This window comes from Mesorhizobium sp. P2_F8, assembly GCF_056403655.1.
In genome coordinates this window covers 31,686-51,774 of sequence record NZ_JBFUFB010000001.1, presented here as the reverse complement: position 1 = coordinate 51,774, position 20,089 = coordinate 31,686, and the positions used below count along the sequence as shown (strand labels likewise).

General features: G+C 62.6%; 18 protein-coding genes, 1 tRNA gene and 1 pseudogene. 4 read left to right on the top strand and 16 right to left on the bottom strand.

All coding sequences use genetic code 11. The features are described 5' to 3' along the window. Positions 1 to 58 precede the first annotated feature (58 nt). Together AC1DZP_RS00240 and AC1DZP_RS00235 are read right to left on the bottom strand one after the other, a co-directional pair. Positions 59 to 577: a disulfide bond formation protein B gene (locus AC1DZP_RS00240; RefSeq protein WP_477299758.1), complete on the bottom strand. Its 519-nt coding sequence runs from the start codon at positions 575 to 577 to the stop codon at positions 59 to 61. An 81-nt stretch (positions 578 to 658) separates the two neighbouring features. Continuing rightward, entirely contained in the window at positions 659 to 1,243 is a 585-nt protein-coding gene (locus AC1DZP_RS00235; protein ID WP_477228421.1) for a YqaA family protein, read from the bottom strand. Between the two features lie 292 nt (positions 1,244 to 1,535). Here AC1DZP_RS00235 and AC1DZP_RS00230 point away from each other — a divergent pair. Both AC1DZP_RS00230 and AC1DZP_RS00225 read left to right on the top strand, forming a co-directional pair. Then, a tRNA-Leu gene (locus tag AC1DZP_RS00230) sits at positions 1,536 to 1,620 on the top strand. Positions 1,621 to 1,686: 66 nt separating this feature from the next. Next, positions 1,687 to 2,004, top strand: a complete 318-nt coding sequence (locus AC1DZP_RS00225; RefSeq protein ID WP_477299757.1) for a helix-turn-helix domain-containing protein — start codon at positions 1,687 to 1,689, stop codon at positions 2,002 to 2,004. A 32-nt stretch (positions 2,005 to 2,036) separates the two neighbouring features. Here the strand turns inward: AC1DZP_RS00225 and AC1DZP_RS00220 are convergent, their stop codons facing one another. The 7 genes and pseudogenes from AC1DZP_RS00220 to AC1DZP_RS00190 form a co-directional block, all read right to left on the bottom strand. Further along, positions 2,037 to 3,716 carry an arylsulfatase gene (locus AC1DZP_RS00220; RefSeq protein WP_477299756.1) on the bottom strand — a complete coding sequence of 560 codons (1,680 nt, stop codon included), beginning with the start codon at positions 3,714 to 3,716 and terminating at the stop codon, positions 2,037 to 2,039. Positions 3,717 to 3,988: 272 nt separating this feature from the next. Further along, a complete protein-coding gene (locus tag AC1DZP_RS00215) occupies positions 3,989 to 4,924 on the bottom strand; it encodes an HlyD family secretion protein (protein ID WP_477299755.1) in 936 nt (311 codons plus the stop codon). Next, positions 4,921 to 5,160 carry a DUF3302 domain-containing protein gene (locus AC1DZP_RS00210; protein ID WP_095084844.1) on the bottom strand — a complete coding sequence of 80 codons (240 nt, stop codon included), beginning with the start codon at positions 5,158 to 5,160 and terminating at the stop codon, positions 4,921 to 4,923. Before AC1DZP_RS00210 ends, AC1DZP_RS00215 begins: the two co-directional genes overlap by 4 nt. A gap of 113 nt (positions 5,161 to 5,273) precedes the next feature. Continuing rightward, on the bottom strand, positions 5,274 to 5,600 hold the full coding sequence (locus tag AC1DZP_RS00205; protein ID WP_477299754.1) for a DUF1254 domain-containing protein: 327 nt from the start codon (positions 5,598 to 5,600) through the stop codon (positions 5,274 to 5,276). Between the two features lie 619 nt (positions 5,601 to 6,219). Then, positions 6,220 to 6,426, bottom strand: coding sequence for a hypothetical protein (locus AC1DZP_RS00200; protein ID WP_477299753.1), 207 nt, complete (start codon positions 6,424 to 6,426; stop codon positions 6,220 to 6,222). Between the two features lie 244 nt (positions 6,427 to 6,670). Continuing rightward, positions 6,671 to 7,039: a cupin domain-containing protein gene (locus tag AC1DZP_RS00195; RefSeq protein ID WP_477299752.1), complete on the bottom strand. Its 369-nt coding sequence runs from the start codon at positions 7,037 to 7,039 to the stop codon at positions 6,671 to 6,673. 89 nt (positions 7,040 to 7,128) lie between these two features. Next, positions 7,129 to 7,260 (bottom strand): annotated as a pseudogene (locus AC1DZP_RS00190) (IS1 family transposase); the annotation flags it as partial. Positions 7,261 to 7,487: 227 nt separating this feature from the next. On the opposite strand from AC1DZP_RS00190, the gene AC1DZP_RS00185 reads away from it, so the two are divergent. Beyond that, positions 7,488 to 7,724: a hypothetical protein gene (locus AC1DZP_RS00185; protein WP_477299751.1), complete on the top strand. Its 237-nt coding sequence runs from the start codon at positions 7,488 to 7,490 to the stop codon at positions 7,722 to 7,724. A 226-nt stretch (positions 7,725 to 7,950) separates the two neighbouring features. Here AC1DZP_RS00185 and AC1DZP_RS00180 read toward each other — a convergent pair whose 3' ends face one another. The 5 genes from AC1DZP_RS00180 to secA all read right to left on the bottom strand — a co-directional run bounded on the left by AC1DZP_RS00180 (position 7,951) and on the right by secA (position 16,322). Continuing rightward, the gene (locus tag AC1DZP_RS00180) at positions 7,951 to 8,259 is read right to left on the bottom strand and encodes a hypothetical protein (protein ID WP_477299750.1); all 309 of its coding nucleotides are present in this window, start codon (positions 8,257 to 8,259) and stop codon (positions 7,951 to 7,953) included. 253 nt (positions 8,260 to 8,512) lie between these two features. Continuing rightward, a complete protein-coding gene (locus AC1DZP_RS00175; protein ID WP_477228426.1) occupies positions 8,513 to 10,168 on the bottom strand; it encodes an arylsulfatase in 1,656 nt (551 codons plus the stop codon). A 369-nt stretch (positions 10,169 to 10,537) separates the two neighbouring features. Further along, on the bottom strand, positions 10,538 to 11,818 hold the full coding sequence (locus tag AC1DZP_RS00170; RefSeq protein ID WP_457153513.1) for a GNAT family N-acetyltransferase: 1,281 nt from the start codon (positions 11,816 to 11,818) through the stop codon (positions 10,538 to 10,540). Further along, the gene (locus tag AC1DZP_RS00165) at positions 11,818 to 13,218 is read right to left on the bottom strand and encodes an oligosaccharide flippase family protein (protein ID WP_477299749.1); all 1,401 of its coding nucleotides are present in this window, start codon (positions 13,216 to 13,218) and stop codon (positions 11,818 to 11,820) included. Before AC1DZP_RS00165 ends, AC1DZP_RS00170 begins: the two co-directional genes overlap by 1 nt. Before the next feature lie 371 nt (positions 13,219 to 13,589). Beyond that, entirely contained in the window at positions 13,590 to 16,322 is a 2,733-nt protein-coding gene (gene secA / locus AC1DZP_RS00160) for a preprotein translocase subunit SecA (protein WP_477299748.1), read from the bottom strand. Between the two features lie 260 nt (positions 16,323 to 16,582). On the opposite strand from secA, the gene AC1DZP_RS00155 reads away from it, so the two are divergent. Continuing rightward, positions 16,583 to 17,521, top strand: coding sequence for a peptidylprolyl isomerase (locus AC1DZP_RS00155; RefSeq protein WP_095084836.1), 939 nt, complete (start codon positions 16,583 to 16,585; stop codon positions 17,519 to 17,521). Positions 17,522 to 17,601: 80 nt separating this feature from the next. Here the strand turns inward: AC1DZP_RS00155 and AC1DZP_RS00150 are convergent, their stop codons facing one another. Next, positions 17,602 to 18,201, bottom strand: a complete 600-nt coding sequence (locus AC1DZP_RS00150) for a TetR/AcrR family transcriptional regulator (RefSeq protein ID WP_477299747.1) — start codon at positions 18,199 to 18,201, stop codon at positions 17,602 to 17,604. Between the two features lie 598 nt (positions 18,202 to 18,799). Next, entirely contained in the window at positions 18,800 to 20,029 is a 1,230-nt protein-coding gene (locus AC1DZP_RS00145) for a caspase family protein (protein ID WP_477299746.1), read from the bottom strand. Positions 20,030 to 20,089 lie beyond the last annotated feature (60 nt).

Below are 20,089 nucleotides of genomic sequence, written 5' to 3'. Positions count from 1 at the left end.
GACACAGCCTGCCGAATTTTTGCGCGAACTCTGCGTCGCGCCGGCCAAACGAATTTGCTCAATCGCGGGTGAGGGCGCCGCGGAAGGCGACGGCGGCCAGGACGAGGCTGGCGATGGCGTTCCAGCCGGCCAGCGACAGGCCGAGGATGCGCAGCGCCGCCTTGTCGCACGAGGGCGGCACGAATTTGTCGAGCGCGTCGAGCACGCCCTTGCCGCCGGTGTCGACCGGTCCAGCGCCGGCGGTGCAATCGGTCGGGCCGGCCCACCACTGCCATTCGACGCCGGAGTGATAGACACCGAGATAGAGGCCGTAGAGCATGAGCAGGCCGCCTATGGCCAGCAGGCCGCGCGTCAGCCATGCTGGCGCGTGCAGCATGGATGTAAGCACCGCCAGCAGCATCAGCGGCGCGCCGATGTAGTAGGGCGTGCGCTGTTCAAGGCAGAGGTGGCAGGGGATGTAGCCGCCGAGATACTGGAAGCCCAGCGCCGAGCCCACGGTAGCGGCCATGGCGACGGCGAGAAACAAGGCGGTGCGCGTCCGCTGGCGTCCGGTGTCGGCATTCATGGTCGCTGTCATCGTGTTCTTCGTCCGTTGAGTTCGCCGCGCTCTTTGTCCCTGTCCTTGTCCCAACAGCGCCGGGCACTTTGGGCGACAGGACTAGAACGCGTATTTGACGAGGATATAGAGCAAAATCAGGGCAGCCGCCCCGGCGCCGGCGATTAGTCCGAGACGCTTTTCGATGAACTCACGGATCGGCTCGCCATAGCGGCGCAGCAGCCAGGCCAGGAGCAGAAAGCGGGCGCCGCGCGCGACGATGGCCGAGATGATGAAGATCAGCAAATTGACGTGCAGGGCGCCGGCAAGGATGGTGACGACCTTGATCGGCGGCAGGTGCGCGAGACCGGACGTAACGAGCAGCACCAGCATCAGGCCGGTACCAGAATTCTGCCAGCGCTCGAAGGTCGACAGGCCGCCGAAATGCTCCAGGATCGGACGGGCGATGGCGTCGAAGGCGAAATAGCCGATCATCCAGCCGGCGATGCCGCCCAGCACCGAGGCGGCCGTGGCGGTCAGCGCATAGCGGTAGGCGCGGTCGGGGCGTGCCAACGCCATCGGCAGATAGAGCACATCGGCCGGTACGAAGAAGAACGAGCTCTCAATGAAGGCGATGATGGCAAGCCACCATTCCGCGGATTTCCTTGCCGCCAGCGACAAGGTCCAGTCGTAAAGTCCGCGAAGCATCGGCACTCCTATGCGTGTCGCCCAAACGGTGCGCAGCGGTATCGGGAAATTGGCATGCACAAACCAAAGGGCATGCACAAACAAAGACCCAAAGCGCGCGCCATCCATCCAGTGGGACGCGCCTCGCTTTGATGCGCCGCCTGTCTAGAAAGATTTTCCGCGCTGCACAATGGCAGCGCCGCCACGAAATCGAAAGGTGAAGTTTGGTCGCATCCGGGCCATCGACAATTGGCCAGTTGACGAACAGGCCTCCAACCGTATAGTCCGCGCCCATCCAGGCCGCCCGGCCTGAGCCCCTATGGCGGAATTGGTAGACGCGCTCGACTCAAAATCGAGTTCCGCAAGGAGTGCTGGTTCGATCCCGGCTAGGGGCACCACTGACAACCCGTCAGATCAAGGACCGAGAGGTCAAGGTCGTGGCGGTGGACTTGCCGACTTCGCACATGATTCTGAAGACCGAGGACGCCTTCACCGGGCGGATGTTCGATGCGCTCAACGGGATGCTGCTCGACATGCTCGCCGCCATCGCCCGCAAGGACTATGACGACCGACGCCGCAGGCAGGCTCAGGGGATCGCCAAGGCAAAGGCTGAAGGGCGCATGAAGGGTCGCCCAGAGGACGCCGGCCGTAACGAGGCGATCATGGACATGCTGCGGAAGGGGCAGAGCTGGAACACCATCGTGAAGGCGACAGGAGCCTCTCGCTCGACCCTGTCGAGGTTGGCGAAGCGGCTCCAGGTACCTCGTGTACAGCGTGCGTGACGTGGTCGGCACCACGCTACGGTCTCATTGTGTCAGCCTCCTTGCGGCGCCTGCAACTGCTCCATGATCTGGTCGACGCTGAAGCTCGCAGGCCGCTGGCGTGGCGGAAACGCTTTGAACGTCCCGATGAATTGCGCGACCGCGACCTGTGTCGGCACAACAAGGAAGGCGCGCTTCAGCATCCAGTCGTTCCAGGTGTTCGATGTGATACTCGCCCGCTCGTACGGGTCCATACGCAGGTTGTACATCGTCGGTCCCCTCATGCAGACAAACGGTTCGCGCCAGACGGCCAGCCCCCCCTCGGCGCGCTGCTCGCAGAACTGCATCTTCCAGCTCTCCACGCGGACCGCCACCAACTGGCCGTCGTCGTTGAAGTAGAAGAACTCCTTTCGCGCCGACTTCTCCTGTTGCCCGGTGAGATATGCAAGCTGGTTGTAGCCGTCGAGATGCACCTTGTAGGTCTTCCCGCCGATGTCCCAGCCGTTGAGCAGCCTATCCTTCACGTCGGTATCGCCGACCGCTGAGAGTAGCGTCGGGAACCAGTCCAGCCCCGATATGATGTCGGTCGACACGCTTCCGGCCTGGATGTGACCTGGCCAGCGTACAAAGGCGGGCACGCGGTAGGCGCCCTCCCAGTTCGAGGCCTTCTCGTTGCGGAACGGTGTCATGCCCGCGTCCGGCCATCCGTTCAAATGCGGACCATTATCAGTGGTGTAGATTAGGATGGTGTCGTTCGCGATACCGAGATCGTCGAGCGCCTTGAGCAGCTTGCCAACGTCGCCATCATGCTCGATCATGCCGTCGGCATATTCATTGTCCGGCATGCCGCTCTGGCCTCGCATTGACGCCCGCACGTGAGTGATGAAATGCATGCGGGTTGAGTTGAACCAGCAGAAGAACGGCTTACCCGCTTGCTTCTGACGCTGGATGAAGTCGATTGCCGCCGCGCTTGTTTCGTCGTCGATCGTCTCCATGCGCTTCTTGGTCAGCGGTCCGGTGTCCTCGATAGTCTGCTTGCCGATCTTCCCGAAGCGTGGGTCCTCGGTCGGATCGTCAGTGTCCGAGGCCTTACACTTCAGAACGCCGCGCGGTCCGAACTTTGCTCTAAAGGCCGGGTCCTTCGGGTAGTCGGGGTTCTCCGGCTCCTCCTCGGCATTGAGATGATAGAGGTTGCCGAAGAACTCATCGAAGCCATGCACCGTCGGCAGGAACTCGTTGCGGTCGCCGAGATGGTTCTTGCCAAACTGGCCGGTGGCGTAGCCGAGCGGCTTCAGCGCCTCGGCGATTGTGATGTCCTGCGGCTGCAGGCCGAGCGTTGACCCCGGAAGGCCGACCTTGGACAGGCCGGTTCTGAGCGTCGCCTGCCCGGTGATGAATGTCGAACGCCCTGCCGTGCAGCTCTGCTCGGCATAGTAGTCGGTGAACATCATGCCTTCGCGGGCGAGGCGGTCGATGTTCGGCGTGCGATAGCCCATCACGCCGAATGTATAGGCGCTTATGTTTGATTGCCCGATGTCGTCGCCGAAGATGACCAGGATGTTCGGCTTGCCGTCGGCCGCCGCCGTGGGTTGGTCCTGGGCCTGGGCAACCCGTGTCTCACCCATGAGAGTTGAGGCAGCCGCAAGTGCGCTGCCGCCAAGCAGGATGCTGCGTCGGCTGACAGACATGGTCGGCGGCGCTGCGGACTGATCTCGCTTTCGTTCATTGAGCATAGCGCGCTCTCCTCCAAGCTCGCGCCCCCTGCCAAATGGAGTTTCTGCCGTTGTGCGATTGTTGCCAAGGACCTTCATGCGGTTCCGGACGCCGAACGCAACGAGGCCATCATGGACTTGCTGCGCAAGCGCCAGAGCTGGAGCACCATCGTGAAGGCCACTAACTGCTCACGCTCGACGCTCGCGAGGCTGGCCAAGCGCCTCGAACCAATCGGGCGCAAGTAGGCGAGCGCCTTGACCTGTTGCTGCACCTCTGGCCGGCGCGGTCCGGTTCAGAACGGGTTGACGTAGTTCAGGATGGCGCTTTGTCTGAGTACAACTTGCCTTATCACATGCGCCGCCTTGACATGATCGGTGTAAATGGCGGCAACGCCAGTGCTTCCCGCTGGTAGCCGGTGCCCGACCGACGGATCGTCGAGTTTGAAGCGCACTACAAAGGGAGACGCCAGCACCTCCGACGGCGCCACTGCGAGGCCTCCCGGCTGCGACTGCCCGGTGGCAATCGCCTGAATTACCGTCTCGACCTTGCCTTCAAAGACCTCGCCGGGAAGCGTCTTGAACGTGACCTCGACCGGCTGACCAGCCTCGATGTAGCGCGCATTGTTCTGCGCTATCTCGGCGCCAAAGATGGTGTCGAATGTGTCGATGAAGGCCATGACGGGTGATTGGCCGTTGACGCGCGCTCCTTTGCGAAGGGCGAGGTTCGTCACATAGCCGTCGGTTGGCGCACGAACGGTCGTCTTGTCGAGGTTCCATTTCGCCGCGTCGAGCTCCGCCTGAAGCTGGTCACGCTCGGCCTGGCGCTGCTCGACATCGAAGGCGCGTCCGACATCGTTCTTCTGAAGCTGTGAGAACTGACCAAGCCGCAGCTCCGCCAGCTTGAGCTGCGCCTCGATGCCGCGAACCTGTGCCTCGTAGATCGTCGGGTCGATGCGGAAAAGAACATCGCCTGCCTTGAGCGGCGTGTTAGCAAGCACAGGGACGTCGATGACTTCGCCCGCCACGGACGGAATGATCTGTACGGAGTTGCGCTGCACTGCGGCTGGCCCGGACGGCGCTCCCCATCCCATCGGGATGAACAGGCCGATGAGAAGAGCCAGCAGCACGATGACCGGGGACAGCTTCCAAAACAGGTTGAACGGGATGAACCTCAGCCAGACGAAGAGGGCGAGAAGCGCAATGTAACCATTGAGAAGGACGACGATCATTTGGTCGCGTCCCTCTTTTCCGGGAAGTCGACATAGGCCCAGATCAGCACCAGCGGCCAGAAAACGAAGCCGAAGATCAAGGTTGCCCAGCTACCAACTGCCACCGCTTGCGCCCAGGGATGGCCCCGCTTGCGTGCAATACGGCCCGGCATTGCTCCCAGCGCCACGACGACCGCAACAAGTGTCGCTATGACGACGAGGAGGACGATCCAGGCGAAGATGTCGATGAAGGTCATGTCGCCGCTCCACGCTGTCAATCGCCGGTTCCAGCCTTTCCGACACTCTTTCCACGTTCGCGTCAGGACGAACCGGAGCGCTGGTGTACCCCAGTCAGATCGCAAGTTGACCGTTACCCGGAGGAATACAGGGTATCGACATTCGGACGGACAACGGCCTTGAAGTCCGAAGAAGGGAACGCCTTCGCGTGGCTGAACTGATTGTACGGTGCTTGGGTGACGATCCCAGTTGGTTCAGCATAGTTGGTGCCCTGTGTGAAGGCATCCATCAACATCAGCGGATAGGCGTAGACATAGGCGTCTCTTGCTATCTCGGACGCCTGCTCCTCGGACACAATCTGAGCTGATGTCGGCACAGGCAGAGAGGCAGCTAACAGCACGGCAAGCGGCATACGGATCATTTGCCAGTCCTCCATTCTGACGACGGCAATCGTCAGCAAGGGTCTCGCCCATCGGTGGCGCACACAAGTACGTAACGGTAACGCCGCGTAACCATGGCGCGGCCTTTTGCCGGTGTCGTTCGCTCTCCCTGCTGTTAGACGCTTGCCTGCCCGATGATACGGGGTGGCCATCTTGAGGGATACCGGATTGACGTATTGGGCGGCGAGGCGCGAACGCAAGACTGAGGTGAAGAGGCGGGCTTAGGAGCCGAGCAGCATGTTTAGCCGCAGTCGCGTGGTTGGATGCAGCAAGCCGGCCAGAGCGGGCACGGAGGACGGGCTGGACACTCGGTTCTGTCGGTCCCACGCGGACGCGCGCCACGGGAGCGCGTACAGATTGACGACCGCGTGACCATCCTCCTCGACGGCTTGGTTCTGGACCCTGCGACACAGATCAGGCACGAGACCAGCGCCGCGACTGTGAGGGAATACCGGGCCGGTATGCGCGCCGACAAAAGAGGCTGGAACATTAGCGGGCTTGAATTGTTGAGTTCATGCTTCGGACGCCGCTGCTTGGCTCCGTCGCAGGCTGGTGGGCACATCGGCCGGCCCGCGCCAGCGGTCCCTCCGTGGCGCGGGCTTTGAGGCCAGACAGAAGCTGCGGCGCCTCGGACGGGGTTCAAATAAATGGTGGACAATACCACCAGAAAGCCTTGGCTTCCTCTTCAGGCGTCATCGGACGGACCTCCCACGAGTCCGTTTTCGCGATGTAACGTGTCCAAATGGGCGTGCCTTGTTCGCTGACGCTTTCGTGCCAGGCGGTAAACCCCATCATTGGCAATAAGGCTTCTCGGAGCGATCGAAGCTGCAGTGCTGCCGTGTGCATGCGAATGACCTCCCTTGGCTGGGCGCCGCCACCGATTCGTGCCCGCCTCACCCCGGCACAACGTCGTAGCGTTGCCGACCGTCTTCAGCGGTCCGGCGGCCATAGCGGTGGCTCGGGGTTTGACCGCCGGGCCTTACCGGCAAAGAGGGGTGGGTTTGCCGGCTGGCAAATTATAGGCCGTTTATTTGAATATTCAATTTCTCTAAAATGACGGCAGTGGGTCAGTCTGAAATTTGTCGATGAATCAATCTGCGATGCCAACGAGAAGCAGGCCAACCGCCTCTTGACCTTGGACTAGCGACCGGTGGCCCTTGCTGTCTTTGTCATTGAGCAAGAGAACATCACCCCGCCGGAAGTCGGCTGAAGTTCCGTCGGTGGTCGTGATTTTGAGGTGACCTTGGAGCAACACCACCAATTGCCTGCGCGGCGTCGCATGGTATTGCGGGTCCCATCCGGGCGGCAATTCAAGAAATACACCGGTCGTCATCGGCGTTTCGGCAGACGCGCCTATGGGGGCAGATGGAGGGGCAAAGTCGCGTGCCGCAAGATTCACCGCAACATTGCGCAAGTGCGTCTCGCTAACTTCGTCAGCATATATTTCCGTGATTTGCATTGGCTTCCCCCGAATGTTTAGGCGGCAACGAGCTTCTTGTAACACGCTTGCGGTCAATCTTCGCCTCTTCCGCTTCCACCAGCGCAACAATAGTGCAAAACCACCGCGTTTGCATCAGCTTCAACCTTCTTGGAAAAGCCGTTTGTCAGACGCGTGAAGCGGCGCATGTGCATCCGCATTGTCAGGTTCTGACGTTCCGCGAATGATGTGCTGACATGCTTGAATGCATATTGCATCCGGTCAAATTTCAAACTGACCCACTACCAGAATGATCGGTCCGCGACCAACCGCACAGCCGCTCGTTGACCCTATGCTGGTTTTGATCCCCAGCATCCATGACTGGCCCGCCGCCGCTCCGAGGCGCGACACCAGCCAGCTCGGTTTGGTTGGAACTTGGATTGGGTTCGAGAGTTTATGGCGCGCGACCTTTGTATGGAGGTGGCTAGCCATGAGGATCAAAGTTGCACCAGAGCTCTGTAACGTTGCGGCGGCGGCCGACGAAATTGTGAGCGAGGCGAAGGGGAAGGTTCCCCTTTCTGTCACACTGGCGGTTTCCCGACTCCGACAGAAAACCGGGTCGATGCGATCGGATGCCGATCTAGAGGCTCTTGTCGCGAAGATAGCTGCGGCTCGCGGTGTAGCCTTGGTGATGGACAGGAAGGCTGATCAATTCGCACCTGGGTGAACAGCAGTGGCAGCGTTGGCGTTTGAGACGGTCTATCTTTTCGGCCTGACAGGGGACGACCTGTTAGGCGGGCTCGTATCGCTGGTGGCGTGCACGTTGCTTTTCAACGCTTTGGCGAAGGATAGCTCAAACCCATAACCGTGCGAGGTCGAAGCAGAATCGGGTCCATCGTGCATAAGATGCTGGCGTTGCGGATCGATTGAGGAATTCTTAGAAAGAGAGGGCCTCAGAGAGTCGTCCTGCGCTGCTTTGGCCGGTGTCTCTCGATGAGCCTGACCATATCGATTTCGACTGTCACCAGCGGCCCCAGGTCGATTGTCACCGTCTGGTCATCGATCCGGGTGACCTCGCCAACAAGCTCAATCTGATCTCCCCGCTGCACCTCGGTGCGGATCGAATGCGCAAAATCATAGCTTCGGATCGATTGCGGGCAATCATAGTTCGGGACCGACACGCTGACGCGCTCATCGTCAATCCGCCTGCGCACAGTGGCCGTGACCCCCACCAGATCTCCAATGCCAATTGCCAAAGTCATGCAGCGTACCGGCCACTCCGGTGGGTTTGTTACTGCCGCACTGATTAATTTATGGGTATATTAGCAACTGCGCAATTACGCCTATTGGCGGTAGAAAGCCACTGGCGACCACACGTTGCCTTACCTCCGAAGCGGGACGTGGCGCGGAATATGCGACGGCAGGGAGAGGAGTCAAAAATGATGCGTCAAGTCGCGAACGGAGCCTACGCCGGTTGAACCGGCGCGGCCCGCTGAAAGGTTTCGTCAGCTGGCTTCAGTTCTTGCCAGCGCCGCCGGCTTCCTGGAGTTTTGCCAGCACCTGGTCGAGCGAGAAGCTGCCCGGCTTCTGCCGCGGCGGGAACGCGACAAAGCTTTGAATGTACTGGCCTACGAAGGCCTGCGCCGGCATGAGCAGATACGTCCGATCGAAGCGCCACCTGATATATTCGGCCCCTTCATGCTGGGCGCGTTCAAACGGATCGGCTCGCAGGTCGAAGATCTTGGGCACCCGCAAGGCTACGAACGGTTCCTGCCACACGTCGAAGCCCTCCGCCCGCTGCTCCAGGAAAAGGATCTTCCAACGGTCATAGCGCAAGGCGGCGAGGTTTCCGTCGTCGGTCCAGTAGAAGAACTCCTTGCGAGGGTCGGGGCCGGTACCGGCCAGCAGATCGTGCTGGTCGTAACCGTCGAGGTGGACCTTGAAGGTCTTGCCCGCAGCCTCGTAACCGGTCAGGAGCTTCTCCTTGACGTCCGGCTCGCCGGCTGCCGCCACCAGAGTCGGAACCCAATCCTCGTGCGAGACGATGTCGTTGATCTCTGTGCCAGGCTTGACGACCCCCGGCCAGCGGATCATGCCGGGAACGCGGTAGCCGCCCTCCCAACTGGTGTTTTTCTCGCCATGGAACGGCGTCGTGCCGCCATCGGGCCATGAAAAAACTTCGGCGCCGTTGTCGGTGGTCCACAGCACGATGGTGTTGTCGGCAATACCCAGATCGTCCAGCTGCTTGAGAATCTGGCCGATATAGCCGTCGAGTTCGACCATGCCGTCAGCCTCCAGTCCCAAGCCGGTCTTGCCTTCCGAGTCGGGCTTGAGATGGGTGTTAATATGCATGCGGGTCGTGTTGAACCAGCAGAAGAATGGCTTACCGGCCTTGTGCTGCCGATCGATGAAGTCCTTGGCCGCGCCCAGGAATTCCTCATCGACCGTTTCCATGCGCTTTTTGGTGAGCGGGCCTGTGTCCTCGATTTTCTGCTTGCCGACCCGGCCGAAGCGGGGATCTTCGGTGGGATCATCCGTGTCGGTGGCGGTGCATTTGAGCACGCCGCGCGGGCCGAATTTCGCGCGGAACTCTGGCGATTTCGGATAGTCCACATTCTCCGGCTCTTCCTCGGCATTGAGGTGGTAGAGATTGCCGAAGAACTCGTCGAAGCCGTGGACGGTGGGCAAGAACTCGTTGCGGTCGCCGACGTGGTTCTTGCCGAACTGGCCGGTGGCGTAGCCCTGCGGCTTGAGCAACTCGGCGAGCGTCGGGTCCTTCCCCGACAGTCCTTCCGGGGCGGCCGGCAGACCGACTTTGAGCAAGCCGGTGCGGAAGCAACTCTGCCCGGTGATGAACGCCGCGCGTCCCGCGGTGCAGGACTGCTGGGCGTAGAGGTCGGTAAAGATTGCGCCCTCATTGGCGATGCGGTCGATGTTGGGCGTGCGGTAGCCCATCATGCCTCTGTTGTAGGCGCTGATGTTCCAAAAGCCGATATCGTCGCCAAAGATGACGAGGATGTTCGGCTTGCCACCCGCCGCCTGCGCGGGCTGGATCGACGGCCGCGATGTGAGGGTGGCGGCTGCCGCCGCAAGTGCGGTGCCTCCAAGCAGGACGCTGCGTCGGCTGAGGGTACTGCTATCGATTTCGTGTTCTTGCTGCTGTTTGGCCATTGCTCGCTCCCTTGGGCACGCCTACCCAAGCCAGTCTTTAGCGGCCCGACATGATGTCACCCTGCGACTGGCGATGACGCTAGGTAAGTACGTTACTGTTACATCTCGTGACGTAAGCAAGGTGCGCCCTTGATTGGCGTGGCTCTTCGGCCAACCCGGCCGTGCCGATGCCCGAATATGCCCGGCGGCGCGACAGGATGAAGGCCAGAAACTGGGTGATCCCTCGGCGACCGCACGGGCGATCCCGGCGGTCGTGGATGAGCCGGAGCGGCCGCTGCGCCTGTTCCCAGGGGACGGTTGCCGAACCGGCCTATTCTAGTCGCCTGGCCACCTGGGAAGCCTGGGCATCGGTTACCACCAAGCTCTGGTCTACCGCCGTCCCAGCAGGCTCTTCATGCGGATACGCAGCAGGCGGGCCATGTTGCGGGTCTCGCGGTAGAGATGCAGCTGCGAGGCGGCCTGGCGGGTGAGGCGATCGGCATCCGGCGTCAGGCCGATCACCAGCGTGCCCATCGGCTTACGCTCGGTCCATAGCCGGCTCATCACCGGATGGTCGGGCATGGCGCAGGAATCGGTCATCATGATGTTGGGATCGTCGAGATGCTGCCTGGTCACCTCGATCATCAGCAATGTGCCGGGCGAATAGGCGGCCAGCGTCTCGTCATAAGCCGTCTTCCAGGTGTAGGCGACGCCGGCTTCGACGTACACGATCAGGCAGGCAATGGTGCGGCCGTCCAGCGTCAGCGAATGGATGCGGCACATGTCCTGTTCGGCCAGCCGGTGCACCGCCTCGCGGGCGAAGGCAGCGCGGTAGCGGTCGATCGCCATGGCGGTGCGTTCGCGGCCTTTCCAGCCGGCCGCTTCCAGCGTCAGGAAGCTTTCGATGGCGTGGCGGATCTCTTCAGGGCCGCGCGCCACGACATGCTCCAGTTTGCCGAGGTCGCCGAGGCGCCGCTTCAGCCGGCGGAACTCGCGAAAATGGTGCGCGCGCAGCGAGGCCTTCAGATACTCGTCTCCGTCGGCTTGGCTCTCCAGCGCGGGGCGCTGGGTCTGGCCGGTGGTGACCAGCATCAGGCCACGCGTCTCGGCCACGGTGGCAAACAGGCTCGCCACAGGGCCGTCTAGCCGGATATCGGGCAGGACGAAGACTTTCGGCAGCTTCAAGTGCGGGCGCGACAGCATCGAGAAGAAGTCCTCGACGACGCCGACCGGGTCGTCGCGATCGACCAGCGGCGTGCCGAGCGGACCGAACGGGCTCGACCATGTGCGCATGACTGGAACGCCGAGCGGCATTCCCGGTCGTTCCACCGAGAACGGCACCAGAAGGCGCAGCCGGTTGCGGTATTCGTCGCCGTCGCGGATCACCGCCAGCCGCACCTCGCGATCCTCCAGCCGCGGCATGGCCGGCGCCAGGAAGCGCGGGTTGAAGAAGACGTTCGGCTCGACCGTGCGGGTGCAGAGGTAATCCAGTTCCTCGACCAGGTCGAAGCCGGCCGATGCCGGGTAGATGGCGAGTTTGCGCTCCGGCCGGTTGTTGGCGAGGATCTCGATATGGGCGGGGTCGGGGTCGCGGGTCAGCCCGGCAAGACCGGACACCATGGCGCCGGCCGTGCCGCCGCTGGTTTCCTCAAGCAACGGGATGGCGGCCATCACGCGGCTCCTTTCGCAGGCACGAAGATAAGCATGACGATGCCGAGCTTGCGCCATACGGTGAAGGACAGCGCACAGGCTTCGAAGATCATGGCAAAGGCGGTGGCCATGGCCGCGCCCCACAGGCCGAAATGCGGGATCAGCATCACGTTGAGGCCGATGTTGAAGGCCAGCGTCATGGCATAGACGGCGGCGCAGATGTTCTGGTTGCCGCTCATCGTCAGCAGGCTTTCGCACGGACCGACGGCGGCCCGCGCCACGACGCCGAAAACGAGCAGGAACAGCAGCGGATAGCCACTGCTGAATTCAGGGCCGAACAGCACCAGCATCGGCTCACCCAGCGCCAGCACCAGCATCGCCATCAGCAGCGAGGGCCAGAACGTCCACGACACGGTCTCGCGGGCAAAGGCGGCGAGCTTTTGCGGCTCGCCATGGGTGAACTGCGCATAGCGCTGGGCAACGCCGGCCTTCACGGCGAAATAGACGAAATGCACCAGCGCCAGTGTCTTGACGGTGGCGAAATAGACGGCGACGTCGTTGGGATCCATATAGGCGCCGACCATCAGCACGTCGGCGTTGGTGAGCAGGAAAAAGAAGCTTTCAACCAGGAAGATCGGCAGCGACACGAGGAACCATTGCGCGAAATGGACTTTCATCGGCCCGGCCGGGATCCGCCTTTCCATGCGCTGGGTAACGCCGATGAGCTGACCGAGCGTGGTGACATAGGTCGCGGCGATCGAAGCGAAGATGGCGGTCCTGGCGTCGGGCGCATAACCGGCGGCCAGCATCAGCGCCATGAACAGCAGGATCAGCACCGGGCGTACCAGATAGGTCGGCGACAGCGCGAACAGCGCCCATGAATTGGCGCGCGCCAGCCCTTGCAGCAAATCGGACATGGCGATCATCGGCAGGCAGATGACGCCGAGGATGAACGGCACCACGTAGTAGTTCTCGATCCATGGCGCGGCCAGCCAGACGCCGAGCGCGCCGAGCCCGGCGATGAGCGTGGAGGCGATCAGCACGAACAGACGGCTGGCCAGCACGATGCCGCGCAGTTCGGCCAGCATGCCGCGCTCGCGGTATTCGGGGATGAAGCGGATGACCGAGGTGTGGAAGCCCAGGCAGGCGAGGTTGCCGACGATAACCATCGTCACCCAGACGAGGACGAAGATGCCGTATTCGAACGAGCCCATCCAGCGTGCCATCAGCACCTGGCTGACGAAGGCGATGACGGCGCTGATGATGCGGATGGAGAAAGCGATGACCGACATGCGGCCGGCTTCGCCGCGCTCGTCGGCGGTGAACAGCACGGCGTCGATGCGGTCAAGCAACGGCCCGATGCGCAGCGCCAAACGCTGCGGCAAGAACCGCCCGGCTGTCGTGGCCGCGGAAAAGCGCACCCCGATTACTCTCCGTTTTCCGCCTCTTTTTCAGGCCGTGGTGTAGCAAAGACACATTAAGAAACGGTTGGGTGAGGAGTGGTCCGCGCAGCGGACGAAAAGCCAACGATTTGGCTTTTCGAGCGACGAACGCCCGGAGCCATAGCGAAGGGCCGGGAGGCGCAGGGGGTGCGCAGCACGCACATTCTCCACGCCGGTGGCATGGCGAGTGCGGGTCGCCATCGAAGGATTGAAGAATGTACCCCTCTGGCCTGCCGGCCATCTCCCCCTCAGGTGGGGAGATTGGCTAATCGCAAGCGTCAGCGCCGCCCCTCATCCGCCCTTCGGGCACCTTCTCCCCGTATAGTGACGGGGAGAAGGAAAGAGCGTGCTTACGCGAATGCGCCGTGGCAGTGCTTGTACTTCTTGCCGGAGCCGCAGGGGCAGGCTTCGTTGCGGCCGACCTTGCCCCAGGTCGCCTGGTTGTTCGGGTCGCGGTTCTCGGGAGCGACAATCGCGGTCGTCTCCGGACGGACCAGGAGGGCGGTCTCGCCGCCGTCGAAATCATTCTCCCCGGTGGTGCCGTCGATATGCATGCCGAACATGTCGGGCGCCTCGGGCGGCGGTGCTTCGGCGGCCTGGCGCACCAGTTCGACGCGCATCAGCTGCGCGGTGACGGCCTGGCGCAGATTGCCCAGCATCGCCTGGAACAGCTCGAACGCCTCGCCCTTGTACTCCTGCAGCGGATCGCGCTGGGCGTAGCCACGGAAGCCGACGACCGAACGCAGATGGTCGAGATTGACGATGTGCTCGCGCCACAGATGGTCGAGCGTCTGCAGCACCACCGAGCGCTCGACATAGTTCATCACCTCGGGGCCGAAGCGCTCGGAGCGCTCCTTGGCGGCGGCGTCAGCGGCCCGCGCGATGCGCTCGCGGATATCGTCCTCGGCGATGCCCTCTTCCTTGGCCCAGTCTTCGACCGGCAGGTCGAGATTGAGGAATTCGGCGACCTCGGCCTTCAGCCCGGCAACGTCCCACTGCTCGGCATAGGCGTTTTCGGGAATGGCCTTGGCGACGATCTCGTCGATGACGCCCTCGCGCATCTCGGCAATGGTTTCCGAGAGGCCTTCGCCGTCCATCAGTTCGATGCGCTGCTCGAACACCACCTTGCGCTGGTCGTTGGAGACGTCGTCGTATTTCAGCAGGTTCTTGCGGATGTCGAAGTTGCGCGCCTCGACCTTCTTCTGCGCCTTTTCCAGCGCCTTGTTGATCCAGGGATGGATGATCGCCTCGTCTTCCTTGAGGCCGAGCTTCTGTAGCATGCCGTCCATGCGCTCGGAACCGAAGATGCGCATCAGGTCATCCTGCAGCGACAGGAAGAATTTCGAGCGGCCGGGATCGCCCTGACGGCCGGAGCGGCCCCTGAGCTGGTTGTCGATGCGGCGCGATTCATGGCGTTCGGTGGCGAGCACATAGAGGCCGCCGGCGGCCAGCGCCTTTTCCTTCAGGCGCTCGACGTCGTCATTGATTTCCTTTTCCCGCGCCTCGCGCTCGGGCCCGGCCGGCATGTCGCCCAGCTCGTCGGCGATGCGCATCTCGGCATTGCCGCCGAGCTTGATGTCGGTGCCGCGGCCGGCCATGTTGGTGGCGATGGTGATAGCGCCCGGCTTGCCGGCCTGGGCGACGATCGCCGCCTCGCGCTCGTGGTGGCGGGCGTTCAACACCTCGAAATCCTTGAAGCCTTCCTTGCGCAGGCGCTCGGCCAGCTGCTCGGATTTTTCAATGGAGGTGGTGCCGACCAGCGTCGGCTGGCCCTTGGCGCTGGCTTCGCGGATCTCCTTGACGATCGCCTTGTACTTCTCCTCGACCGTCCGGTAGACCTCGTCGTCCTCGTCCTTGCGGACGACCGGCAGGTTGGTCGGGATCTCGGTGACGTCGAGATTGTAGATGTTGCCGAACTCCTCGGCCTCGGTCAGCGCCGTACCGGTCATGCCGGAAAGCTTCTTGTAGAGGCGGAAGTAGTTCTGGAAGGTGACGGAGGCCAGCGTCTGGTTCTCCGGCTGGATCGTCACATGCTCCTTGGCTTCGAGCGCCTGGTGAAGCCCTTCCGAATAGCGGCGGCCCGGCATCATGCGGCCGGTGAATTCGTCGATGATGACGATCTCGTCGTTGCGGACGATATAGTCCTTGTCCTTCTGGAACAGCCGGTGCGCCTTCAGCGCATTGTTGACATGGTGGACGATGGCGACGTTCTCGACGTCGTAGAGCGACTCGCCCTTGAGCAGGCCGGCATCGCGCAGCAGGTTTTCCAGCTTCTCGGTGCCTTCCTCGGTGAAGATCGAGGTCTTCTGCTTTTCGTCGATCTCATAATCCTGCGGCTGCAGCTGGATGATGAAGGTGTCGATGGTGTTGTACATTTCCGAGCGGTCCTCGAGCGGACCGGAAATGATCAGCGGCGTGCGCGCCTCGTCGACCAGGATCGAGTCGACTTCGTCGACGATCGCGTAATTGTGACCGCGCTGCACCATCTGGGCGCGCTCGTATTTCATGTTGTCGCGCAGATAGTCGAAGCCGAGCTCGTTGTTGGTGGCGTAGGTGACGTCGGCGGCATAGGCGACGCGGCGCTCCTCGTCGGACAGGCCATGGACGATGACGCCGACCGAGAGGCCGAGGAACTTGTACACGCGACCCATCCATTCGGAGTCGCGGCTGGCGAGATAGTCGTTGACGGTGACGACGTGGACACCGTTGCCGGCGAGCGCGTTGAGGTAGACCGGCAGCGTCGCGACCAGGGTCTTGCCCTCGCCGGTGCGCATCTCGGCAATGCCGCCATTGTGCAGCACCATGCCGCCGATCAGCTGGACGTCGAAGGGCCGCATGCCGAGCACGCGGCGCGCCGCCTCGCGGGCGGTGGCAAAGGCGGGAACCAAAAGGTCATCGAGCGTGGCGCCGTTGGCGATGTCCTGGCGGAATTTCGCGGTGCGGCCGACCAACTCCTCGTCGGAGAGTGCCCGCATCTCGTTTTCCATGGCGTTGATCGCCTCGACACGGGGCCGGGTCGATTTGACCCGACGGTCGTTGGAGGAACCGAAAACCTTACGGGCGAGACCGCCGAGACTGACCATCCAATGGTCCTTTCGATAGAATTCTCAATCTTGAGACGGACGCCGGCTGGCCCCATCAAATCCACGTGAACGCACCGCTTGAACACGGGCAAACACAAAAAGCGCCCGGAAAACGGTTCTGGACGCAAAGTCGTTGGACAGATAAGAGGGGGCTCAACTGATGTCAACGCCGCGCTGGCCCTGCCGGTCGCGCCAAATTCCGCCACAATCCGGCTGATCTGGAAACCTTCCGCCCTCATAATCCTTACCGGAGTCATCTTATGTCCTTGTTGTTCCGCCGCGCGTCGCTTGCCAGCCTTGGCCTGGCCTTCGGCTTGTCGGCCCTTTCGTTGTCGCCGCTGATGGCGCAGACCGCTCCCGCTCCGGCGGATGCGGCAGCACCTGCCCCGGCGGATGCGGCAGCACCTGCCGCGGCACCGGTCGATCCGAACACCGTGATCGCCACGATCAACGGCCAGCCCTTGACCGAAGCCGACCTGGTGCTTGCCGAAGGCGAGCTGTCGCAGCAGTTCGCCCAGCTGCCGCCCGAGCAGCGCCGCGCCGCGGCCCTCTCGGCGGCCATCGAAATCCGCGTCATGGCCGCCCAGGCGGTCACCACCGGCCTCGACAAGGATCCCGACTTCCAGCGCCGCATGGCCTTCCTGCAGCAGCGCGCGCTGCATGGCGAGATGGTCGAGAAGGGCGTCGTCGACAAGGTCACCGACGCCGAGGTTCGCGCCCGCTACGACCAGGAGATCGCCAACACACCGCCCACAAACGAGGTGCATGCCCGTCACATCCTCGTGAAGACGAAGGAAGAGGCCGAGGCCATCATCAAGCAGCTCGACGGCGGCGCCGACTTCCAGAAGCTCGCCAACGAGCACACCAGCGATCCGTCGGGCAAGACCAGCGGTGGCGATCTCGGCTGGTTCGGACCTGGCCAGATGGTGCCGGAGTTCGACAAGGCGGCTTTCGCGCTCCAGGTCGGCAAATACACCGAGCAGCCGGTGCAGTCGCAGTTCGGCTGGCATGTCATCAAGCTCGAGGACAAGCGCACCAAGCAGCCGCCGGCATTCGACGACGTCAAGGACCAGGCCAGGCAGGCGGTCATCCGCGACAAGTATTTTGCGCTGGTCAAGTCGCTGCGCGGCGGCGCCAAGGTCGAGATCCCCGACGAGAAGCTGAAGAAGGCGGTCGATACGCTGGAAAGCGCCAAGTAAGCCTGAAGGAAGTAAGCCTGAAAAGGGCGCGGCAGCCAAGGGTTGCCGCGCCCTCTTTTATCGGCCGGCGCGGGCCGCGTTTACTTTCCAGGCGCTGCTATGCCTCGCATCACGTAGCTGACCGTCTTGCGGATCGTGGCTTCGTCCTCGTCGAGCCGGTTGGTCAACAGATGCTTCCAGGCGAAAGAGGCGATCAGGTCGGCGACCAGCGCTGAATCGATGTCGACGCCGATTTCGCCCCTCGTCTTGGCGCGTTCGATTATCTGGCCGGTATGCGACGTTCGGCCCAGTGCGTAGCCGGCAAGTGCCGTGGACGCCGCGTCATCCGACTGTGCCTCGGCGATCAGCGACCGGAACACGCTGCCAGACGATGTCTCGCGCCAGTGGGCGAACAGGTTTTTCAGGAAACCGACGAGATCCTCCTCCAGCCGCCCGGTATCGGGAACATCGACGCGCTTCTGGCGCTGGTAGACTTCGAGCAGCAATGCGGCCTTGCTCGGCCACCAGCGGTAAATGGTGGGCTTGCCGGCGCGAGCCCGCCGCGCCACCGCCTCGATCGAGAAACCGGCATAACCGGCCTCGACCAGCACGGCCTCGGCGGCTTCGAGAATGGCATCGGCGCTGTCTGGGTTGCGCCGCGCGCCGATCGATTTGCGCGCCGGATCGACGTCTACGCCCATTTCTGTCGTCCTCGCCAACAATTTCGCCGGCAATATACGCGACCCGGCGATTAAACGAAACGCCCCGTTTTCAAGCTGCTGGAGGCAGTGGCGGCGGCAGGGGCAACGATCCCGGGTTAACGGGTTTCTTCGCCGCGCGTTGGTTGGCGAAGCACCAAAATGCAAAACCCGCCTTACGGCGGGTCACTGGCGCAAATAGCACGATAGCTAAAAATCTAGCATAGCTGCCCTCACTGTTTCAAGAAAAAATTCCTATCGACGGGCGGTAGTTCCAGTTTGAAACAATCGAACGCGCGTCATCGCCGCCCCGGTCCGGCCGACATCCGTTAGCCTTGGCCTTTAGGTCCGGTTTGCATGTTACTCCCCTGCGCCTTCCAAAGTGATAAACACTAGCGGCACTTCCTCGGCGCTTGCTGTGGCTGGCTGCGGTACATGCGTTATCTCGGTTACCGCGTAGATGGCCAGACTCTCGCCGGATGGCATGTGCACCCAGTCGCCAACCACAGGCATTGACGCGAAGGTCCACATCGAGGCTTCGTTTTCAATTTTGACAAGGCAACGGATTGCCACACAACTGCTCCATGCTTTGCGCCGATCTCTACTGCATCACTTGCGATGTCTCGGACTCGATGCGCCAACCGCCGTCTGCCTTGACCAGGCCAAGCGTGACGCGTGCCTTGCCGGTCAGGCGCGCCGCCGACTTGTCCTTCGGCAGATAGTCGTAGCGCATCGCGAAGGCGGCCTCGGCGCGATCCTCGCCATGCGAGGTGACCTCCAGGCTGCCGGGCTCCAGGCCAAGCGACCAGGAGGCCCACTGCGCGAACCAGTCGGCCTTGACCCTGGCGATGGCGTCGGCGTCGTAGCGCGTGCCGAAAATGGTGGCGGAGGGGCCGTAGAGCCGCTTGACGGTCTCGCTCATCGCCTTGGTGTCCGGCGCCAGATAATCGCGGCGCAGGAATTTCTCGATCGAGCCCTTGTCGTCGCCGACGGATCGTTCGAGCGCGGCAACTTCCGTCGGGGGGGCCGGAGCCGCGGCCGGCTTCTGCGGCTGGGCGGGTTGTCCATCGGGGACGAATTCGAAGCGCTCGAGCAGCGAGCCCTGCTCCCAGGGGCGTTGCGCCTCGCGCGTTTGCGACACCACGTCGCGGCGCACCGCGATCATCATGTCGTTGATGCTCTGGCCGGGCTCGGCGATGTGCCGCAGCAAGGCCTCGGCGAAGGGCGAGTTGCGGCCGCTTCCGTCCATGGCGACCGCACCAGGTGCTGTCGAGAAGGCGATGAACGAGCCGCGCGTCGAATCGAACTGCGCCAGCCCGGCCAGCGCCGTCGCCGAGCGCGTGGTGGCGGTGCGGCTCAGGCTGCGGGCAAACGGATTGTTGCGGCAGGCATCGAGAAACACCAGGCTGACCTTGGTCTGCTGTTCCATGATGTCGAGAACCTCGTCGATCGGCACGGCCTCGAGTTGGAGCTTGACCGGCATGTCGAGCCTGGCGTCGACCGGCACGATGTAATTGCGCCCCTCGACCTGCAAGCCGTGGCCGGCATAGTAGAAAAGCCCGACACCGGCGCCTTCGAGCGCATCGGAGAACGCGCCGATGCTGCGTTCCAGCTCGCGCTTGCCGAGATCATTGCCTTCAATGACCTCAAAGCCGATGGCGCGCAGCTTGTCGGCGATGTCGAGTGCGTCGTTGACCGGATTGGCCAGCGTACCGGCTTCGGCATAGGTGCCGTTGCCGATGACAAGCGCCACGCGCCGCTGCGGCTGGGCATCGGCGCTCAGCAGCAAAAGTCCCAGAAACGCCCATGCGAGGATCGCAAGCCTGCCCATTGGGGAGATCATAACGTCATCGGCCCGCGCGATGCCAACGGATTTGAAATGCAGGCTTAA